This window comes from Pseudomonas wadenswilerensis (genome assembly GCF_900497695.1).
Classification (GTDB): domain Bacteria; phylum Pseudomonadota; class Gammaproteobacteria; order Pseudomonadales; family Pseudomonadaceae; genus Aquipseudomonas; species Aquipseudomonas wadenswilerensis.
On the sequence record NZ_UIDD01000011.1, the window covers coordinates 207344 to 226957 of the forward strand.

The 19614-nt window shown below is 62.1% G+C and carries 20 protein-coding genes; 6 read left to right on the plus strand and 14 right to left on the minus strand.

Translation table 11 applies throughout. The features are described 5' to 3' along the window. Positions 1-30: 30 nt before the first annotated feature. Positions 31-537, minus strand: coding sequence for a disulfide bond formation protein B (locus CCOS864_RS23795; RefSeq protein ID WP_115088675.1), 507 nt, complete (start codon positions 535-537; stop codon positions 31-33). Positions 538-763: 226 nt separating this feature from the next. On the opposite strand from CCOS864_RS23795, the gene CCOS864_RS23800 reads away from it, so the two are divergent. Further along, positions 764-1027 carry a YebG family protein gene (locus CCOS864_RS23800; RefSeq protein ID WP_115088676.1) on the plus strand — a complete coding sequence of 88 codons (264 nt, stop codon included), beginning with the start codon at positions 764-766 and terminating at the stop codon, positions 1025-1027. Positions 1028-1034: 7 nt separating this feature from the next. Here CCOS864_RS23800 and CCOS864_RS23805 read toward each other — a convergent pair whose 3' ends face one another. After that, entirely contained in the window at positions 1035-2054 is a 1020-nt protein-coding gene (locus CCOS864_RS23805) for a Leu/Phe/Val dehydrogenase (RefSeq protein WP_115088677.1), read from the minus strand. Positions 2055-2179: 125 nt separating this feature from the next. On the opposite strand from CCOS864_RS23805, the gene CCOS864_RS23810 reads away from it, so the two are divergent. Continuing rightward, on the plus strand, positions 2180-2986 hold the full coding sequence (locus CCOS864_RS23810; protein WP_115088678.1) for a SirB1 family protein: 807 nt from the start codon (positions 2180-2182) through the stop codon (positions 2984-2986). Here CCOS864_RS23810 and CCOS864_RS23815 read toward each other — a convergent pair. The 4 genes from CCOS864_RS23815 to hmgA are packed head-to-tail and all read right to left on the minus strand — an operon-like array spanning position 2907 to position 7586. Beyond that, entirely contained in the window at positions 2907-4301 is a 1395-nt protein-coding gene (locus CCOS864_RS23815; RefSeq protein WP_115088679.1) for an MFS transporter, read from the minus strand. The genes CCOS864_RS23810 and CCOS864_RS23815 overlap by 80 nt on opposite strands. Before the next feature lie 48 nt (positions 4302-4349). Beyond that, positions 4350-4976, minus strand: a complete 627-nt coding sequence (maiA, locus tag CCOS864_RS23820; protein ID WP_115088680.1) for a maleylacetoacetate isomerase — start codon at positions 4974-4976, stop codon at positions 4350-4352. 12 nt (positions 4977-4988) lie between these two features. After that, complete coding sequence (gene fahA / locus CCOS864_RS23825; protein WP_115088681.1) at positions 4989-6281, minus strand: fumarylacetoacetase; 1293 nt, start codon at positions 6279-6281, stop codon at positions 4989-4991. 3 nt (positions 6282-6284) lie between these two features. Then, positions 6285-7586, minus strand: coding sequence for a homogentisate 1,2-dioxygenase (gene hmgA / locus CCOS864_RS23830; RefSeq protein WP_115088682.1), 1302 nt, complete (start codon positions 7584-7586; stop codon positions 6285-6287). A 174-nt stretch (positions 7587-7760) separates the two neighbouring features. Between hmgA and CCOS864_RS23835 the strand changes: the two genes are divergently transcribed. Next, complete coding sequence (locus CCOS864_RS23835) at positions 7761-8540, plus strand: IclR family transcriptional regulator (protein ID WP_115088683.1); 780 nt, start codon at positions 7761-7763, stop codon at positions 8538-8540. Here the strand turns inward: CCOS864_RS23835 and CCOS864_RS23840 are convergent. The 6 genes from CCOS864_RS23840 to CCOS864_RS23865 all read right to left on the minus strand — a co-directional run bounded on the left by CCOS864_RS23840 (position 8537) and on the right by CCOS864_RS23865 (position 15746). After that, positions 8537-11620, minus strand: a complete 3084-nt coding sequence (locus tag CCOS864_RS23840) for a dermonecrotic toxin domain-containing protein (protein WP_115088684.1) — start codon at positions 11618-11620, stop codon at positions 8537-8539. The genes CCOS864_RS23835 and CCOS864_RS23840 overlap by 4 nt on opposite strands. Positions 11621-12123: 503 nt before the next feature. Further along, the gene (locus CCOS864_RS23845; RefSeq protein ID WP_115088685.1) at positions 12124-12477 is read right to left on the minus strand and encodes a hypothetical protein; all 354 of its coding nucleotides are present in this window, start codon (positions 12475-12477) and stop codon (positions 12124-12126) included. A gap of 75 nt (positions 12478-12552) precedes the next feature. Beyond that, positions 12553-13461, minus strand: a complete 909-nt coding sequence (locus CCOS864_RS23850) for an SDR family oxidoreductase (RefSeq protein WP_115088686.1) — start codon at positions 13459-13461, stop codon at positions 12553-12555. A gap of 131 nt (positions 13462-13592) precedes the next feature. Beyond that, on the minus strand, positions 13593-14498 hold the full coding sequence (locus tag CCOS864_RS23855) for an alpha/beta fold hydrolase (RefSeq protein WP_115088687.1): 906 nt from the start codon (positions 14496-14498) through the stop codon (positions 13593-13595). A gap of 185 nt (positions 14499-14683) precedes the next feature. After that, positions 14684-15370: an LrgB family protein gene (locus CCOS864_RS23860; RefSeq protein WP_115088688.1), complete on the minus strand. Its 687-nt coding sequence runs from the start codon at positions 15368-15370 to the stop codon at positions 14684-14686. Further along, positions 15360-15746, minus strand: a complete 387-nt coding sequence (locus tag CCOS864_RS23865) for a CidA/LrgA family protein (RefSeq protein WP_115088689.1) — start codon at positions 15744-15746, stop codon at positions 15360-15362. The genes CCOS864_RS23860 and CCOS864_RS23865 overlap by 11 nt, the downstream gene beginning before the upstream one ends. A gap of 96 nt (positions 15747-15842) precedes the next feature. Between CCOS864_RS23865 and CCOS864_RS23870 the strand changes: the two genes are divergently transcribed. Beyond that, a complete protein-coding gene (locus CCOS864_RS23870; protein WP_115088690.1) occupies positions 15843-16730 on the plus strand; it encodes a LysR family transcriptional regulator in 888 nt (295 codons plus the stop codon). Here CCOS864_RS23870 and CCOS864_RS23875 read toward each other — a convergent pair whose 3' ends face one another. Beyond that, positions 16731-17186 (minus strand): flavodoxin, encoded by a 456-nt coding sequence (locus CCOS864_RS23875; protein WP_115088691.1) that lies wholly within the window; start codon positions 17184-17186, stop codon positions 16731-16733. Between the two features lie 142 nt (positions 17187-17328). Here CCOS864_RS23875 and CCOS864_RS23880 point away from each other — a divergent pair, with 142 nt between their 5' ends. Next, positions 17329-17790, plus strand: a complete 462-nt coding sequence (locus CCOS864_RS23880) for a PAS domain-containing protein (RefSeq protein ID WP_115088692.1) — start codon at positions 17329-17331, stop codon at positions 17788-17790. Between the two features lie 68 nt (positions 17791-17858). Then, positions 17859-18476 (plus strand): hypothetical protein, encoded by a 618-nt coding sequence (locus tag CCOS864_RS23885; RefSeq protein ID WP_115088693.1) that lies wholly within the window; start codon positions 17859-17861, stop codon positions 18474-18476. On the opposite strand, the gene CCOS864_RS23890 is transcribed toward CCOS864_RS23885, so the two are convergent. Beyond that, entirely contained in the window at positions 18461-19411 is a 951-nt protein-coding gene (locus tag CCOS864_RS23890; RefSeq protein ID WP_115088890.1) for a MerR family transcriptional regulator, read from the minus strand. The two genes, CCOS864_RS23885 and CCOS864_RS23890, sit on opposite strands and share 16 nt — an antisense overlap. Positions 19412-19614 lie beyond the last annotated feature (203 nt).

The following is a 19614-nucleotide window of genomic DNA, read 5'->3' on the forward strand; positions in this document are numbered from 1 at the left end:
AACGGGCTTGCGTCAATACATGACTTTTGTCTAAGCCTGACGGCGGTTGCGGTAGATGCCCAGGGGCACCAGAACGGCAGTCAGTACAAAGGCCACCAGGGCCCATTGCGCCAGGGACAGGCCCATGACCGGCGGGTAAGGCGTGGAGCAGAAACCATCGACCTGGAACACCAGCGGCAGCACCGAAGCCAGCGGCAGACCGTCGACGATCGGTTGCAAGGTGTCGATGCCGCAACTGACCGCCGGATTGGCGAGGATATACACATGGTTGCCGGCGGCGGCGATACCACCGATGGCGCTGAGCACCACCAGGCCCTCGAGCAGGGTCAGGCTGCGCTTGCCGGGCATGGCGGCACCGATAAAGGCGAACAGCGCGATCAGCAGCAAAGCATAGCGTTGCAGGATGCACAGCGGGCACGGCGCCTCGCCCAGCACGATCTGCATGTACAGCGCCCCGCCGATGAGGGCCAGACAGATAACCCCCAGCAGTACCAAAAAGCGCCGTTCCCGATTCAGGCGCGATGTTTGCTCGTTCATTGCTGTTCCTTCGTAGACTGGATGGCTCGACTGCCGATCCGCAATTCTACACGCTGTAGCAGACCATAGAGAGCGGCAAAAGTGCCGCGCCAGGCCCCTGTGGAGAGTGGCGAACAGCAGAATGCTGATTTGCCACTATCTTAGTCCTGTGGATTACCCTACCATTAACACTGTACAAATAAACAGTATCGAATACATCGATTACCAAAGGCATGTGAGGTGATGAATGGCCGTCGAAGTGGTATACCGCAGCAGCCGCGACCTGGAGCGCTTGTTCATGGATAAAGCCGAAGCAGACCGTCACGACAAGATGCTTGAACTGGCCGAGCTCCTGGCCGAGGTCCTGAAAAAAGCCGTGCCGTCGCTGAGCGAACAGCAGGTCGAGGATGCCGGTATCTATATGGCGAAGAACCGTGACGTGTTCGCCAAGGCCTTCAAGAGCCAGCCAGACGCCCTGTCCGAGCTGCTCGGGGACAGCGCCGCCGAATAATCGACCTTCAGCTGTAGATCAGCCGCTCGGCAAGCATCTGCGCCACCCGCGCCGGCGAGCGTTTCTCGGCCTGGGCATGGGCAAAGACTTCGGTCAGCCGCGAAGGGATGCGCGCCAGGTGTGCGGTAATGGTGCCCAGGTCCTCGCCACGGTGCCTGAGCGCCACGTAGATCAACCCGCCAGCGTTGATCACGTAATCCGGCGCATACAGAATCCCGCGGCTTTCCAGCTGATCAGCCACCTGCAAGGTGGTCAGCTGGTTGTTGGCCGCGCCCGCCACCGCTGCACAGCGCAACTGCATCACGCTCTGGCCATTGAGCACCGGCCCTACCCCGCACGGCGCAAAGATGTCACAGGGCGTGCTGATCAACATCTCATTGGCAACCGGCCGCGCATTGAACTGCTCGATGGCCAGTTGCACCCTGCCCGGGTCATGGTCGCTGACCAGCAGCTCGGCACCCGCCGCATGCAGTTGCTCGGCCAGCGCATAGCCAACATTGCCCAGCCCCTGTACGGCAATGCGCAAGCCTTCGAGATTATCGCTGCCCAGACGCGCCATCGAGGTGGCGCGAATTCCGGCGAACACGCCCATGGCTGCATGGGGTGACGGGTCGCCGGCAGCGGTGGTACTGGTCACGTGCTGGGTGGTCTGGGCGATGCAATCCATGTCCAGGGTCGAGGTGCCGCTGTCCACGGCAGTAATGAAACGCCCCTGCAAGGTTTCGACAAAGCGCCCGAACGCCTCGAACAAGGCCGCGCGGTTTTCCACATGGGGGTTGCGAATGATCACCGCCTTGCCGCCGCCCAACGGCAGCCCTGCCAGGGCGGCCTTGTAGCTCATGCCCTGGGCCAGGCGGATGGCGTCGATCATGGCGCTGTCGTCGTCCGGGTAGGCCAGGTAGCGACAGCCTCCCATGGCCGGCCCCAGGTGTTCGCTATGAATGGCGACTACCGCTTTCAGGCCGGTCGGCGGGTCGATGCACAGGTGCAGCGACTGCGTGCGGGTGCTTTGCATGAGAGCAAACATCAACGGGCTCCTCGATGAGGTGCTGATCCCAGTATAGGTCGCGCTTTACCGACTGATGACAACACTCGGACCACTGGACTAAAACCCGCACCAGCGCTACAACAGAAGCTTGAGCGGAGATTGTCATGAACCCACGTAGCGCCTGCCTGGCTTGCCTTGAACGTGACCCGGTCGCCTTGCTGGAAGCGGCACTATGGATCGCCGCCGAGCACGACGACAGCGTGGTGCCGGCACAGGTATTGGCCGAGGTTCAGGCCTTGCAGCAGGAGGTCAGCGCCGGCCTGCCGATGCTGCCGCTCAGCGAACTGGCCCAGCCGTTGCTGCGCCACCTCAACACCCTGGGCTTCCAGCAGGACGAGTACCACCCCCTGCGCCCCCAGGCGGCGCTGCTCGACAAGGTCATACAGCGTCGTCGCGGCCAGCCTCTGGCCCTGGCCCTGCTGACCCTGGAACTGGCTCGCGGCTTGTCGATCCCCCTTGAAGGCGTGAACTTCCCCGGGCATTTCCTGTTGCGCGTACCGGGTGCCGATCACCTGCTCGACCCCTGCGGCGGGCGCCGCCTGTATCCGGCCGACTGCCGCGAACTGCTGGGCCGCCAGTTCGGCCCGCAACTGGCCCTGAGTGCCGACCACCTGCTGACCGCCAGCCCGCTGCAGATGCTCCAGCGCCTGTCGCGCAACCTGCGCCAGCTGCACGCCAGCCACGACGATCACCTGGAGGCCCTGAAGGACGCCGAACGGGTGTTGCAGCTTGGCCCGGGCACCGCCGCCGACTACATGGCACGGGCAACGCTGTATCAGCACCTGGAGTGCCCACAGGCCGAACGCTTCGACCTGGAGCACGCCCTGCTGCTCAGTGACGATCCAATCCAGCGCTTGCGCCTGACTGAACGCCTGAGCCACCTGCCTCCTGCGTCGTCATCGGTGCACTGACAGCCTCGGCCGGGCTGCGCACCTGAATGATCAACAATGCCGCCAGCACCGCAGGAATCGCGCAGAAGAAGAATATTTGCTCGACCGGCAAATGCATGGCCAGCAGCAGGCTGCCGAACAGCGGCCCCAGTATCGAACCAAAGCGCCCCACGCCCAATGCCCATCCCGTGCCGGTCGCCCGCACCTGGGCCGGGTAGAAGTTACTGGTAAAAGCATTGAGGGTCAGTTGCCCGCCGATGATGCAGAAGCCAGCGGCAAACACACAGACCACCAGCCAGCGCGGGTTATCGTGGTTCAGGCCGACCAGTACGGTAAACACCGCCGCCGCCAGCAGCACGGCGCTGAGCAGGCGCACCTTGCGCTTGAGACGGTCGGCGAACCAGGCCATGAATACCGCGCCGAGGGTGCCGGCAAACAGGAACATCGAGGTCACCAGGTTGGCCTGATTCAGGGCCAGGCCGCTTTCCAGCAACAGCGAGGGCAGCCAGCTGATCATGAAGTACAAAAGGATCAGGCTGACGAAGAACGTCGACCAGATCAGCAGGGTCGGCCTGGCATAGCCGTCACGAAACAGCGCCACCACGGTGAACTTGTTCTGGTTTTCTTCCATGGCCTGCACACTGGCCGCAGGCGGCTGCCAGCCCGGGAGCATCTTCGTCGTGAGCTTGAGCAGGCGCGCATAGGGCGGCGCGTCACGCAGCAGGCGTGGCAAGGATTCGGGCAGGTACAGGGCCAGGAACGGAAACAGCAGCAGCGGCGCAATACCGCCAGCAAGGAACACCGCCTGCCAGCCGAAACTGTCGATGAACCCGGCAGCGACGAAACCACCGGCAGCGCCCCCCAATGAGAAGCCGCAAGCGGCCAGAGTGACCATCAGGGTGCGCAAGCGCGGCGGTGCATACTCGGACATCAGCGCCATGGCACTGGGCATCGCTCCACCCATGCCGATACCGCAGACAAAACGCGCCAGCATCAGGCTGTTGAGAGAGTTGGCAAAGACCATCAGCACGGTCAGGCTGGAGTACAAGAGCACACAGCACAACAACACCCGGTGCACGCCGAAGCGATCCGCCAGCGGTGTCACCGCCAGCGATCCCAGGGTCAGGCCCAGCAGGTTGGCGCTGAACACCGGCCCGAACGCGGCCTTTTCCAGGCCCCAGTCCTGGGCCAGGGAAGGGATCACATAGCCCAGCACCTGAGCATCATAACCATCGGTAACCAGCAACAACACGAGTAACAACAGCAACAACCACTGATAACGCGACACGGGCCGGGCATCCAGCGCCGTGCGAAAGCTGGCAATCTGATTGTGCATCGCAAGGTACCTTTTATTGTTATGGGTATCAGGTGCGGGCAGCGTGGTTTATGGGGTGTCGGGCTGCCTCGACGGGTGAGCCTGGGCAAACGCCGAATGCGCCTCGGCCAGGGCAGCGACCCGGCGAATGCGCGGGAAGCCACTCAAGTCGATATTGAAACGCTCGGCTGCATACAGTTGCGGGATCAGGTAGACATCGGCCAGCCCCGGCTCGTCGCCAAAGCAGAAGCCTTCATCACCGATCAACTGCTCGACAGCGGCCAGGCCCTGGCTGATCCAGTGGGCGATCCACTGGTTGACCTGGACGTCGTCATGGCCCAGCCCACGCAGCTGATTGAGCACGCTGACGTTGTGCAGCGGATGGATATCGCACCCGATCAGTGCCGCGACGCCACGGGCCTGGGCCCGGCGAACCGGGTCCTGTGGCAGCAGCGCTGGCTGTGGATAAACCTCTTCCAGGTATTCGATGATCGCCGGCGACTGCACCAGCACTTCACCCGAGTCGATCTTCAGCGCCGGCACCCGCCCTTGCGGGTTGAGGGCCATGAAGTGTTCTTCGCGCTGTTCGCCCTTGAGCAGGTTGACCGGCAACTGCCGGACCTCCAGCTGCTTGAGCGCCAGGGCAATCCGCACCCGGTAGGAGGAGGTCGAGCGGTAGTAGGTAAAGAGTTCCATGGCCCTGCCCTCTCAGCGTGCCGGAAGGATCTTGCCGCGGCATTCGCCGAAGCCGATCGAGGCCACGCCATCGCGCTTGCAACGCGCACGCAGGATGATCTCGTCGCCGTCTTCGAGGAACTTGCGCACCTCGCCAGACGCCAGTTCGACCGGCTCCTTGCCACCCTGGGTGATTTCCAGCAGGCTGCCGAACTGGCCAGGCTGGGCACCAGACAAGGTGCCGGAGCCGAACAGGTCGCCCGACTGCAGCTGGCAACCGTTGACGCTGTGGTGGGCAACCATCTGCGCCACGGTCCAGTACATGCTCAGGGTGTTGCTCAGGGTCAGGCGATGCGCGGGCAGGTTCTGCTCGCGCATGCGCTCGGTCAGCAGCAGCACTTCCAGCTCAATATCGAAGGCGCCGTTGGCCTGGTCGCGCTTGTCGAGCAGGTACGACAGCGGCTGCGGGTCGCCTTCCGGACGCGCCGGCTGGGCACAGCGAAACGGTTCCAGGGCTTCGGCGGTAACCACCCATGGGGAGATGGTCGAAATGAAGCTTTTGGACAGGAACGGGCCAAGCGGCTGGTACTCCCAGGCCTGGATATCGCGCGCCGACCAGTCGTTGAGCAGGCAGAAGCCGGCAATGTGCTCAGCCGCTTCGGCCACCGGAATCGAATCGCCCATGTCGTTGCCCTGGCCGATCCAGATGCCCAGCTCCAGTTCGTAATCCAGGCGCGCGCACGGGCCGAAGCTCGGTTCGTTCTGGCCGGCGGGCAGGGTCTGGCCTTTTGGCCGGCGCACATCGGTACCGGACGGACGAATGGTCGAGGCACGGCCGTGGTAGCCGATCGGCACGTATTTATAGTTGGGCAGCAGCGGGTTGTCGGGGCGGAACAGCTTACCGACATTCTTGGCGTGTTCGATGCCGACATAGAAGTCGGTGTAGTCGCCAATGCGTGCGGGCAGGTGCAGCTGGCACTCGCTGGCCGGATACAGCAGCGGCTTGAGTGCGGCCTGGTGTTCGCTGTGCTCGCCGAGCAGCTCCAGCAGGCGTTCGCGCAGGGCTACACGGGCGGTACGGCCGAGGGCGAAGAAAGCGTTCAGCGCACCACCACGGGTGGCTTCGACCGCAGCGCGGGCCTGGCCGTCGAACAGGCCGGCAGCCAGCACGGCTTCAAGGTCGAGAATGGCATCACCGATGGCCACGCCACAGCGCGGCGCCTGGTCCTTGCGGCTGAAGATACCCAGGGGCAGGTTCTGCAGCGGGAAGTCGCCGTGGCTGTTGGCGTGTTCTACCCAACTGCGGGCAAGGGCGGACTGATTCATGGGTTATCTCCGATTCGGGGTAAAGGTGCTCGGCAACGAGGCCCAGCAACTATCGTAGTCGGCCTGCAATTGCGGGCATTCGAGCGCATGACGGCTCGGGCGCAGCACCTGGCTGGTCTCGAACATGAAGGCCATGGTGTTGTCGATCTTGTTCGGTGCCAGCTCGACGGCAATGGCCTTGCTGCAGGTCTCGGCATCCGGGCCATGGGCGCTCATGCAGCTGTGCAGCGAGGCGCCGCCGGGCAGGAAGCCTTCGGCCTTGGCGTCGTACTCGCCCTTGATCAGGCCCATGAACTCGTTCATCAGGTTGCGGTGGAACCACGGCGGACGGAAGGTGTTCTCGGCCACCATCCAGCGCGGCGGGAAAATCACGAAGTCGAGGTTGGCCATGCCCGGCACGCTGGTCGGCGAGGTCAGCACGGTGAAGATCGATGGGTCCGGGTGGTCGAAGCTGACCGTGCCGATGGTGTTGAAGCGGCGCAGGTCATATTTGTACGGCACGTTGTTGCCGTGCCAGGCGACCACGTCCAGTGGCGAATGGTTGAGCTGGCAGCCCCACAGTTCACCGAGGAATTTCTGCACCAACTGCACCGGGCCATCGATTTCTTCGTAATGGGCCACCGGCGCGAGGAAGTCGCGCGGGTTGGCCAGGCCGTTGCTGCCGATCGGCCCCAGGTCCGGGATGCGCAGCGGCGCACCGTGGTTCTCGGCCAGATAGCCGCGGGCCTGGGCATCGAGCAGTTCGACACGAAACTTCAGGCCACGGGGCAGCACGGCGATTTCCAGCGGCTCGACTTCCAGCACGCCCAATTCAGTGACGATGCGCAGGCGACCCTGCTCGGGCACCAGCAGCAGTTCGCCATCGGCGTTGAAGAACACCCGCTCCATGGAGCGATTGGCGCAATAGGTATAGATGCTGATACCCGCCGGTTTTTCACCCGCCGAGTTGGCCGCCATGGCCACCCAGCCGTCAATGAAGTCGGTCGCTTCGCTTGGGATCGGCTGTGGGCTCCAGCGCAGGCGATTGGGCGTCACCGGGCCCAGCGGGCCACCGGCCAGCTGGCGCTCCAGGCGCTCGAAGCGCGGGTGCAGGGCCGAAGGGCGAATGCGGTACAACCAGGTGCGGCGCAACTCGCTGCGGGCCATGGTGAAGGCGGTGCCGGAAAACAGTTCGGCATACAGGCCGTACGGGGCTTTTTGCGGCGAGTTCTGCCCGACCGGCAGGGCGCCAGGCAAGGCTTCGCTGGCGAATTCGTTACCGAAACCGCTCTGGTAGCCGAGGACAGGGGTGTTATCGAGGTTCATCGAGCCTCCGGGCCCAGTGCAGGCCGGTCAATGGCAGTTGGCTGCGGGCCTTGAAGGGGGTGGCAGCGCTTCTGCGTTATTTTTATCGTAATTACATTACGCATAACGTAATTTGATTGGTGAAGACCGTCAAGCTATAAAGACGCCCATTGAACTCCCCGGATCGACTCCATCATGGCCAAAGCCAGCTCCCCCGCCGACAGCTCCGGCAAACAGAAGGTCCGCTCGGCCGAGGTCGGTACCGACATCCTTAAAGCCCTGGCCCAATTGTCGCCGTCTACCTCACTGTCGCGCCTGGCCGAGCATGTCGACATGCCGGCGAGCAAGGTCCACCGTTACCTGCAGGCCTTGATTGCCAGCGGTTTTGCCGAACAGAACCCGGCCACCAACCACTACGGCCTGGGCCGCGAAGCCCTGCGCGTAGGGCTGGCAGCGTTGGGCGGGATGGACGTATTGAAAGAGGCGGCGCTGCCGCTGTCGCTACTGCGCGATGAGCTCAACGAAAGCTGCTTCATCGCCGTGTGGGGCAACCAGGGCGCCACCGTGGTCAATATCGAGCCGGCGGTGCGGGCAGTCACCGTGGTCACTCAGATCGGCTCGGTGTTGCCTTTACTCACCTCTTCGACCGGGCTGGTATTCGGCGCCTACCTGCCCGAGCGCGAAACCATCGAGCTGCGCGAGCAGGAACTGGCCGCGTCAGGTCACAGCGCCGACGATTACGAGGCCTTGTTCGCAACCATCCGCCAACGCGGCCTGCATCATGTCCATGGTCTGCTGATGCCGGGGGTCGATGCCCTTTCGGCTCCCGTGTTCAACGCCGTGGGCAAGATCGCCGCCGTGCTGACCGTGGTCGGCCCGACCTCGATCTTCCATGCCGATGAGCAGGGGCCCGCAGCCGGGCAGTTGCTGGCTACGGCGAAGATGATCAGCTGGCGCATGGGGCACGAAGGCTAGACCGGGATAGCCATGTGCATGCTCTTGTGTTCGAGGATTTCCAGGAACTGTTTGAGTTCTTCCTCCAGCGCCCGGTTCACACTGTAAATCGATTTCGCCCCCACCGGGCGCAAGTCACTGAACAGTTGTTTCAACAACCGAACGGTGGGTGAACTCGGTCCTTTTGAAAGGCCCGACACGAGTTTCGCCAGCCGCCCGCTGATACCTGACAAGGAAACAAGGCCAACCCCCGCTGTCAGAAAGAACTTCGTGGCTGCCGCCCGATCTCCATCCAGGTAAGCGATGACGCCCTGTCCAAACGCGCGCAGGGTCATGACCACGCTGAGGGCTAGGCTTGCCGGTGGAAACGGAACCGAGAGTATTGCCGCTACCCCGATCGCAACCTCGAACAACAAACCGGAGATCCTTTGCGCCACACTGGTGGTGTCTTCGTCCACATCGGCAACGATGCGCTCGACCATTACGTCGAACTCACGGGCCAGGTCGGTAATGCGCTTATAGTCACTGATCGCCGCCAGGATAATCGCCTCGCCATCCCCTGCCCGCTGGAAGCGCTCGATCAGGGCGCCGACAATAGGCTGATCGCGAATACTGACCCGCAGGTAAAAATAGTCCTGCAGGGCAGGATCGTCCCATTGCCGGGCCAGTGCCTGCGGCGCTCGAAAGAACAGGCCATCAGGGGCCTCCGGCGTGTAGACAAGATCCTCTACCACGCCTTGCACCACATTCCTGAACAAATACACACCCTCGACCCGTCGGCCACTCAGCGCGAATTGGAACATCCCGTTCTTGTGTGAAGTCCGATCACCACCAACAACCGCAGGCTCAAGATCGAGTAATTCATCGACAGCATTCTCCAGCCACCGGCTGCGCACAGCCGTCAGTCGCCCCGCCATGGTTTCGCTCAGCCAGGCGCGGCGCATCTGCAAGCGCAATAGCTCGCGGTGCAGCAGGCGACGGCGCCTGTAGTGCGGGTCAGTCGCATCGAGCAAGCGACTGCGAATCGTCTGGATGTAGCGCTCCCCCAGCCTGGCCGAACGAATGTAGCCGTCGAGAAAACGACGATCCAGGCGTGACAGGTCCTGGCCAACGGTTGAAGTGATTATTGCGAAGTCGGCGAAATTGAAACTGCTGTCGTATCCACTGATGACCGTGCGGGTAAGGCTTGCGACGTTACCAGGCTCGAGCTCGACCAGCACGGTATCAGGATCGACCTCAGGCCCAGGCGCGCCGGCAAATGTGTTGATCCTTTCTTTGACCAGGCGATGGGCGTAGTCGGCAAAGGGCTCGATGTTGTTAATCTGCTGGTAGGCGTTCTGTACCAGGGTAAGTGACGCATCGATGTTGCTCAGTTGCTGACGCTGGAACAGCGGCGCATCGATGTACCACTGGGGCGTGGCGAACTGCAGCTGCTCCAGCACCCCATTGACCTTCATAAAGGCAATTTCCGACAGCAACTCCTGCCAACCGGCGTCAGGCCAGCGCTCCAGCGTAACGGTTTGTCGCGACCAATAACCAGGCAGTCTCTGCGCCTGCTTGAGTAGCTGAGTGAACTGCGGCCGCGCGTCGACCGACAGTTGGCCAAGCAAGTAGGCTTGCCCCTGATCCGTCAGCGCCCACCGGGCGATTTCCAGGCTGAGCTGCCGTGCATTGCGCAACACCCGAAGATCGCCTCCCGGCGCGCCTGGGGCGTAAAGCAGGAAGCGCTGATCATCACTCTGGCCATAGCTCAGGTAAAACACATCCCTGAACGCCAACTGGAAGGGATCGAGGATCACGCCACCGACTTCGATGCCAAGCTCGCTCAGGGCCCCTTGGTGGTTACGAGCCGCTTCCAGGGCGTCGAAGGCCCTCCCGTCGAGCCCCTGGTAACGCGCTGCCAGGGCACTCAGAGCCAGCCGCGCATTGACCACTTCACTCATCAGTTGCGGGCCAGGGCCGTCAAAGTACACGGCTTGCAGCGCTTCCCGGTAACTCAAACGGATATCCAGTTGATCGATCATGGCCTGGATAAAGCCCGGTGTCAGTTGTACGGCCAGCTCGCTGTCGATGATCTGCGCTTGCAGTTCGCGGCCGTGATAACCACCGGAAATTACCCATTGCACCAGCGTCATCTCGCGCTCACCACACAGCACTTCACCCACGATATCCAACACATGCCTGACCCCCACCCGCAGTCGCCGGACATCAACGTCAAGCCCCATGGCTTGCGTCAGGTAATCGGCTATCTGCTCAGCGGCATAGTCCTCCGTACTGGCCATGCCTTGCAGGTGTTCATCGACCCGTTGCTGGCACACGGCAACAGCTCGTTCGCGTAACTCGTAGGCCGTACGCTCTTCACCTTCGAGAAAGCGTAACCATTCAGGCAGCTGGGCGTGACGGTGCTGCCTGAGCCTGGTTGCCAGGCGTTGTTGCAACAGGTCTTGTACTGGCACCTCGCGCAAGGCTTGGCGGATATCGTCGACCTGGCTTCGAAACGGAATATCGCTCAACGGCACCAAGGTCAATCGCGGCGCTTGGCCTTGCGCAAGACGCTGCCTAATTCCATGCGGCAACGGTTGGACCAGGGGATCTTCGGCAACCGGCTTGCTCAGGCGCAGTGTCATGCGGTCGATGAATCGCCGTGTACTGCCCTGCTCCTGCAAGCCCTCCTGCAGGCTGTAAAGCCAGAGTTTGCTCGAAGATGACGCTTCGAACGACTCGCCGATGACAAACACCAAAGGCAACGTCAGCGCTTCGCCCCCAATGCTCAGCGCCAAGAGACGGACATGCTCGTCTGGATCAAAGATCTGCTCTTCCAGGGCGGCGAGTGCCGACTGCTGTCCTGGTTGGCGCAAAGCCACGAAACGCAGGTCGAGAAAAAACAGTTTCGTCACCTGTATGAACAGGCTCAGCGGGTTGGTACCAGGCTTGCGCGCCTGCTTCCAGAACTCATCGAAAGCTGCATCCGTCAGGGAGGGCAGCGACTCGAGCTGGTTCTTGATCTGAAAGGTGGTACTGCTGAGTTCCAGCAGAATTGTCTCCAGGCTGTTGTCGTCGAAGCTAAATCCTGGTGCATCGAAAAAACGGGACAAATCCATGTGCTGATCTCTTTATTCGGTGATAGTCATATCGCGACAAATTGACTGGTTCACCGACAGCAGAATTTCAGCGCAACCGTTCCCTATTGATACTGACGAAAAGCTCCAAAGTGGCTTGCTCAGCAACCCGAGAGAAGTGTCCTACGGCTAAAACCAGCAACAGCCTATTGATACCTCGGAATGGACAAACCCCAAGCAGACTTGTTTACACATGCTCACAGTCATCAATGAAATAACGGGTTACTGTCTTGTGGCTTCACTGTTACCAGTGCTGTAACAGTGAATGTCAGAAACACCTATTTTTCCGCTACCGCCAGGCACCTATTCTGGTTGCACCAAGACGGTGCTGACGCAGATCGAAGCAGTCAGCCCGATTCCATCAACCGGCGCGCACACTCCGCCTGATGAAGCTTGGCCCAGGTTCACCGACGTTGATTTTGAAGCTCCTTGATCTGCGTCTTACTTGGCCGCTGCACTGCAGCGGCCTTTTTTATGCCCGCAACTCAATCGTCATCGGCGTCGTCAAAGTGAAATCGGTGTAACAATCGATGGGCAACAGGCGCCAGGATCAGACCGATGGTGGCAACAAATACCAGCCCGACGTACAAGCCGTAGCCGGCAAAGAACAGCTTGCCGCCGATACTCTCGGGCAGGATCACCGGCCCGACTCCGCCCAGCAGCAAAGTGGCGTTGAACACCGCATCGTGCCAGGGCACGTCTGGCTCGAAGTACAGATGGCCGAGCACACCGAAGAGGATCGAGCCGATCAGCATCAGGCAGGCTGCCAGGCCGTGACGCATCATGCGATAACTGAACTGACGGGAAGAAATGACCGGGTCCGTTCTGGATTCGTACATCCTCTGTGCTCCTGCAGCAAGGGGGGCCGCCCAGCATAGGCAACTTCAACTGGCGACCACAACCTTGGGGCAGGTTCAGCCCTGTGGATACTTCTGCAGATTGGCCATCATCTGCTGCAAGGCTTGCAAGCTGTCTTGCGGGTGCACAGCGTTGTCGAAGTTGCCGATCTGCTGCCAGTTCGCCGCAATATCGTCGGGTGAAAAGCCCTCGCGCGGGTCAAAGCCGACACCCAAGCTGCGTTCCCAGCGCACCTTGCCGACCCAGCCGCCGCCCACTTCATACAGGCCGCCACTGTCCTGACAGTCGTCACTGCCCAGGTACACCACCAGCGGGCTGACCAGCTCCGGCTTGAGCTGTTCGAAGACCTGCGGCGGAATCAGTCCTTCGGTCATGCGCGTGCCGCCGGTGGGGGCAATGGCGTTGACCAGGATGCCATTCTTGCGCCCTTCAATGGCCAGGGTGCGGGTCAGGCCATACAGGCCAAGCTTGGCCGCGCCATAGTTGGCCTGGCCGAAGTTGCCATAGATGCCCGAGGTCGAGGCGGTGAAAATCACCCGCCCCCAGTTCTGCTCGCGCAGGTGTGGCCAGGCGGCGCGGGTGACTTTGTAGGCACCTTCAAGGTGAACCTGATAGACCTGCTCCCAGTCACTGTCCTCCATCTTGTGGAAGGTCTTGTCGCGCAGGATGCCGGCGTTGTTGATCACTACATCGACCCGGCCGAAGCTGTCCAGGGCCTGTTCGACAATGCGCTGACCGTCGGTGACCGAGTCATGGTTGGCCACTGCCGTACCACCCTCTTCGCGGATCTGCGCCACTACCCGGTCGGCGGCCGAGGCGCTGGCGCCTTCGCCATGGGTCGAACCACCCAGATCGTTGACCACCACCCGGGCACCATGCCGGGCAAACAGCAGGGCATGGGCGCGGCCCAGGCCGCCGCCAGCGCCGGTGACAATCACCACTTTATCGTCCAAGCGAATCGTCATGCTCGTTTCCCCAGCAGAACAAAAGAGAGGGATGCCCGAGTGTCAGCCAGCACTGGCTGGCACACAATCAAGCGGGCAGGCGCTGAATGGCAGGCGATAAGGCCGGGCGATGATTGCGCACACCGGGTCGCTCAGGACCAGGCGACTCTCTGCGGCACATTCACCAGGGGTTGCTCACGAAACGCCAGGTAATGGCGCAGCACCTGTACCGGTGCTTCAGTATGCGGATAGTGGCCAATGCCCTGGAGCATCACGGTGTTGGCATCGGGCACCAGCTCCTGATAGCGTTCGAGCATATGGATACCGGAAATCGGGTCGACCGCGCCGTTGATCAGCCGCAGCGGCACCCCGTCGGCCTGCAATGCACCGACCCAGCGCTCGCGGTGGGCGACCCGCTCGGGCAGGTAAGTGATCAGCTTGTGCAGGATGCGCGTGCCGCGGTTGGAGGCAATCAGGCTCCAGTAGTCGTCCAGCGCGCTTTCGCTGGGATGGGTGCAGGGCCCGTAGATCTGGGTGACGTTACGCACCAGATCATCGCGCCCGAACGAGCGCCCGACCAGCCAGCCCAGGCGGCTGAGCAACAGCTTCTGGATCAGCAGCGGCCGATGACGCTCGGGGAACAGACCACCATTGAGGAACACGCAACTGGCGATCTGCGCGCGGCCCTCGTGGTGGCGGGCGAGCAACTCCTGGGCGACGCTGCCGCCATAATCATGCCCGAGCAGATGCACCGGCTGCTCGACCTGAAGATGCGCGAGCAATGCCTGCTGCAGGTCGGCCTGCTCCAGCAGGCTGTAATCATGGTGCAGCGGTTTGGCCGAGTCGCCAAAGCCGAGCATGTCACAGGCAATCACCCGAAAACGCTGGGCCAGGGGTGTCCACAGGTAATGCCAGTCCCAGCTGGCGGTGGGAAAGCCATGAATGAGCAGTAGCGGTTCGCCCTGCCCTGCGGTCCAGTAGCGGATGGTCTGGCCACGGAACGAGAAATTCAGGCCCCGGGTCCGCCAGACGCACAATGGAATTTCGGCCAAAGGCATCACAGTGGTCCCGGTAGGTTGTAGGTAGTCGTGTTGGGCAAGGCATCGGCTGCGATCATTGCAATCACCTCGGCACATTCGTGTGCTCTACTGATCGACAGTCTAGTCAGGCAGGCCCGCCCGAGAGTTGCGTTCGCAGCCAGCTTATTGACCTTGGGAGTCAGCAAGCAAAATAGCGAGGTGAATCACAACAGCAAAGTCAGCAAGGGCGCGGCGAAGAGGTTGAGCAGGCCGGTCAGGACCATGACCAGGCCGGCCACCGACCCCTCCTCGCCCCCCACCTCATGAGCGCGGCTGACGCCCGCCCCATGCGCGCCGACGCCAAACAGCGCGCCACGGGCCAATGGCGTGCGCAGCGGCAGGTACTTGAGCAGCACGCCACCGAACATTGCCCCCAGCACCCCGGTAAACATCACGAACACCGCGGTCAACTCCGGCACGCCGCCCAGGTCCTTGGCCAGCGGCATGGCAAAGGGCGTGGTGATCGAGCGCGGCACCAGCGACAGGCTGACCGAGCTGTCCAGCGCCAACAGGTGCGCCAGGCCCCAGGAACTGCCGATCGATGCCGCACTGCCGACCAGCATGCCCAGGGTCAGGGCCGGCCAGTGGCGGGCGAGCAAGGCGCGCTGTTGCCAGATCGGCACGGCAAAGGCCACGGTGACCGGGCCCAGCACCGACATCAGCCAGTGGGTGTTGCGCGCATATTCGGCATAGGCGGTATGCAGGGGCACGGCAATCGCCAGCAGCACAGCCGGTACCAGAATCAACGGTGACAGCAGGTAGCGCCCGGTGCGCCGGTACAACCAGCGACTGCCCAGATAAGCCAGCAGGGTCAGGGCCAGCCAGAACAGTGGCATCGGCTCAAGCGTCATGACGCAACCTCCAGCGGCAGATCCACTCCACCGTCACCGCCGTCACCACCATCACCAGCAAGGTACTGACACCAATCACCAGCAAGATCCGCCAGCCTTCATCGCGCAGCAGGCTGCCGTAATCGAGCAGGCTCATCAGCGCCGGAATGAAGAACAGCAGCATCTCGGCCATCAGCACCCCGGCCCCCAGTTGCAACATGGCCGGCTTGAGCACGCCAACGGCAAACAGCAGCAACAGCAGCGCCAGGCCGATCACCCCGCCCGGAATCGGCCAGGCCAACCAGGCGGCCAATACGCCACCAACCTTGTAAAGAGCAAGCAACACCGCAAGCTCGGCGAGCAGGCGGACAAATCGGTTAAACGCAGGGGGTTTCATCGCAGGGATCCTCTCAGGCCTTCATTTTAAAAGCCCGCTCCCCACGCCAAAAGCGAATTGTTAGACTACCAACTATTCCAAATTGGAATTCAGGCAATGGAATTCAAACAGCTACGCAGCTTTCTCGAAGTGGTGCACCGCGGCGGCTTTACCCAGGCCGCGCTGACCTTGCACATCAGCCAGTCCGCAGTGAGCAAGCAGGTCGCCCAACTGGAACAGGACCTGGGGGTGCCGCTGTTGGAGCGTCAGGGTTCGCAACTGCACCTGACCGCCGCTGGCAAAATCGTCCTTGAGCGCGGTGAAGCCATGCTACGCCTGCGCCAGGAGCTGCTCAGCGAACTGGATGATCTCAGCCAGCTGGCCCGCGGCGAATTGCGCCTGGGCTTGCCGTTACTGGGCAGTGACGCGCTATTCGCCCGGTTGTTCGCCGAATACCGGCGGCGCTATCCGAACATCAGCATTCAACTGTTCGAAGGCGGTAGCCGCAGTGTCGAGCAAGCAGTGCTCAGCGGCGAACTGGAACTGGGCGGCAGCCTGACGCCCAGCGACCCGGTCTTCGCCTACCAGCCGTTCTGCAACGAGCCCCTCGACGCCCTGTTGCCCACCGATCACCCGTTGGCGGCCGCCGGCCGGGTCAGCCTGGCACAACTGGCCGATACACCGTTCCTGCTCTATCAGCGCAGTTTCGTGCTCAATGACCGTTTGCTCAGTGCTTGCCAGCAGTCGGGCTTCACGCCCAGGGAAGGTGGGCGCAGCGGCCAGGCCGACTTTCTCGCCGCACTGGTGGCGGCAGGCCAAGGCGTGGTGCTGTTACCGAGTGTGGTTGCCCGAGGCCTGGAGCGGCCCGGGGTGGTGCGTCTGGCATTGAGCCAACCGACGGACCTGCGCTGGGACATTGCCTTTATCTGGCGCCAGGGCGCCTACCTATCGCGTGCCGCCCAGGCCTGGCTGCAGCTGCTGCGCGAGCAGCCACAGCCGCAGTGATCAGCCGCGCAGTTTTTCCACCAGCTCGGCAATCCAGGGCTCTGCGTCGGTTTCCGGAGTAACGGTTTCGCTGGCATCCAGGCGCAGCATCGGCAGCACTTCCACCAGGCCCATCTCGGCGAACAGTTCACGCAGTTGCTCACCGCCGCCGCAGAAGGTGTCGCCGTAGCAGGAGTCGCCCAGGCCGATCACCGCGCCTTTGAGTCCGCGCCACTCGGCGGGCAGCACGTCACGGATTGCACTGAACAGCGGCATGATGTTGTCCGGCAGCTCACCCATGCCGGTGGTCGAGGTTACGGCCAGAAATGCCTGGGGGGCAAAACCCTGAATGTCCTGCAAGGTCGCCCGGTTAGCGTGCCAGGCCTCGAAACCTGCTTGTTTGAGCAACTTCTCGGCATGCCGGGCGACTTCTTCGGCGGTGCCGTATACCGAACCGGAAAGGATGGCGACTTTCATAGAGGTTTCCGAAACTGAGTAAAAACGTAGGATACTAGCATCCGGCACTGGCAAAAGGCCTTAATCTGCCGCTGTACAGCGACGGTCAATCTACTAGAATCAGCCAGCATGCCCGATCTACAGCCCTTGCGGACCTAACAAGATGATCAATGCCACACTGCTGCAGCGCATGATTGACGCCTCCAACGACGGGATCGTGGTGGCTGAACAGGAAGGCGATGACGACACTATCCTGATCTACGTGAATCCGGCCTTCGAGCGCCTGACCGGCTACGACGCCAACGACATCCTCTACCGCGACTGCCGTTTCCTGCAGAACGATGATCGCGACCAGGACGCCCGCGCACTGATTCGCCAGGCGATCAAGGATGGCCTGCCAAGCCGGGAAATCCTGCGCAACTACCGCAAGGACGGCAGCGCGTTCTGGAACGAACTGTCGATTACCCCAGTACTCAACGAAGCCGACAGGCGCAAATACTTCATCGGCATCCAGAAGGATGTCAGCCGCCAGGTCGAAGCCGAACTGCGGGTGATCGCGCTTGAGCGCCAACTGGCCGAGGCCCAAGCGCGCATCGCTGCGCTGGAAGCCGACCAACGGTCTTAACAAACGCGCCGTTTGGTTGTCCATGACGCTGAAGAAACGCATTCACGATTGTAACTTCGAGTTCGACCATGCAAGCAGATGCCCTTCTGACCCAGGATGAACTGGACTTCATCCGCTCCATGCAGCACGCGCCTCAGCCCATCCCGGCTGAACCGGCGTCGCGCCTGCTGGTCAATGGCGGCAGCGAAATCAAGAACCTGCTGACCCGGCTGATCGCCGACGAGCAGGTGACCCTGCAGGCACAGTTCAACAACCAGCAGATGACCTTCCCGCTGCAACTGGTCGAAGACGAGTTCCATGCCCTGCACCTGCAACTGGGTGCACCGAACATCTATGAAGAAGGCGCCGTGGTCCGACCCTGGCGCCTGACGCTTGAGCAACCGGTTGCCCTGGAGGACGAACTGGGCTTGAGCACCGGTTTGTGGGTCAGGGAAATTTCGTTCAAGGGTGTGCTGCTGGAAGTGCGCGAGCAACCCGAACCGCCCAGGCACTTCGATCTCTGGTTCAGCCCCGACGGCGATGCCCCCATTGCCCTGCACGGCACCCTGCAACGGCGCACCGGCGAACATCTGGCCGCCTACAACCTGGGCCAGAGCCTGCCGGCAGAAATCGAGCGCTTACGCGAATACATCCTCCAGGCCCACCGCCGCACCCACCCCGAGCTGCACCCTCAAGAATCCAGGTGACCGGCCAGGTATTGCTGCAGTCGCCGACGCATCAACCGACCTTCACTGCCCAGGCACGCGACTTGCGAACCCATCAGGCTATCCTGAGCCAGGTCCGCTGCCTCCCCCGCCAGCAATAACGGGCATTCCAGGGCCAGCGCCAGGCGCGCCAGGCGCTTGGGCAAGTCACTGGCCGGTGGATGGTTGGAAAACAGCACCAAGGCATGGGGCGTCATGCGCTCGCAGACCAGGCTCAACTCTTCCAGGGGCTGGCCAAGGCCGAGCACGCTGATGGCGATTTCACTGGTGCCGAGCAACAGCGCCGCCACCAGCAACTCCAGCTCGCGGCACTGGCCGGGGATCGCTGCCAGCACCACGCGCACTTCTTGCTGCTCGCGCGCCAGTTGCAAACGCTGCAACACCCGTCCACGCAGGAAACTGTCGAGGAACAGCCATTCACTGGCCTGGCCGAAGGCTTCGTGGGTACTGCGCAGCTCCTGCCAGACCGGCATAAGGATGTCCTGGAATGCCACCAGCTGTGGATAACTGCTGAATACCTGGCCATAGACCTGCTCCAGACGACGCTCATCAAATGCCCTGACCGATTGGCGCAACTGCGCTTGCCACTGAATGAAGTCGGCCTGTGATTCGTCGCTGCGCTGCGGCTGGTTTTCGACCTTGAGGTTCTGGCTTTTGGCGAGGATGCGTCCCACTTTGCTGACTGCGACACCGCGCTCGATCCAGCCGAGGATGCTGCGCACCTCGTCGATATCCGCTTGCGAGTACAAACGGTGCCCACTTTCGGTGCGCGTGGGCTGAATCAGCCCATAACGGCGCTCCCAGGCCCGCAGGGTAACCGGGTTGATGCCGGTCATGCGGGAGACTTCGCGGATCGGGAACAGTTCTTCGTGGTCGAGCTCAGGCGTACTCAATGAAGGCTGGTCAGGTTCGATCATTGCCGGGAAACCGCGAGTTTGTGGGCCAACGGGCATTCTACTCCGCCTGCCGCGAGCACTACCATTGGCATTTCTCTCAGGTTGGCGACCGCCAGCACTGACGGGTCAGCTTATTTAAGGAATAATCCGCGCCCGATTCTTGCATCGATTCTTGCAAAGAAGCGAATGCCACCCATCACCCCGGGCGGCGTTCAAGCGGTAGG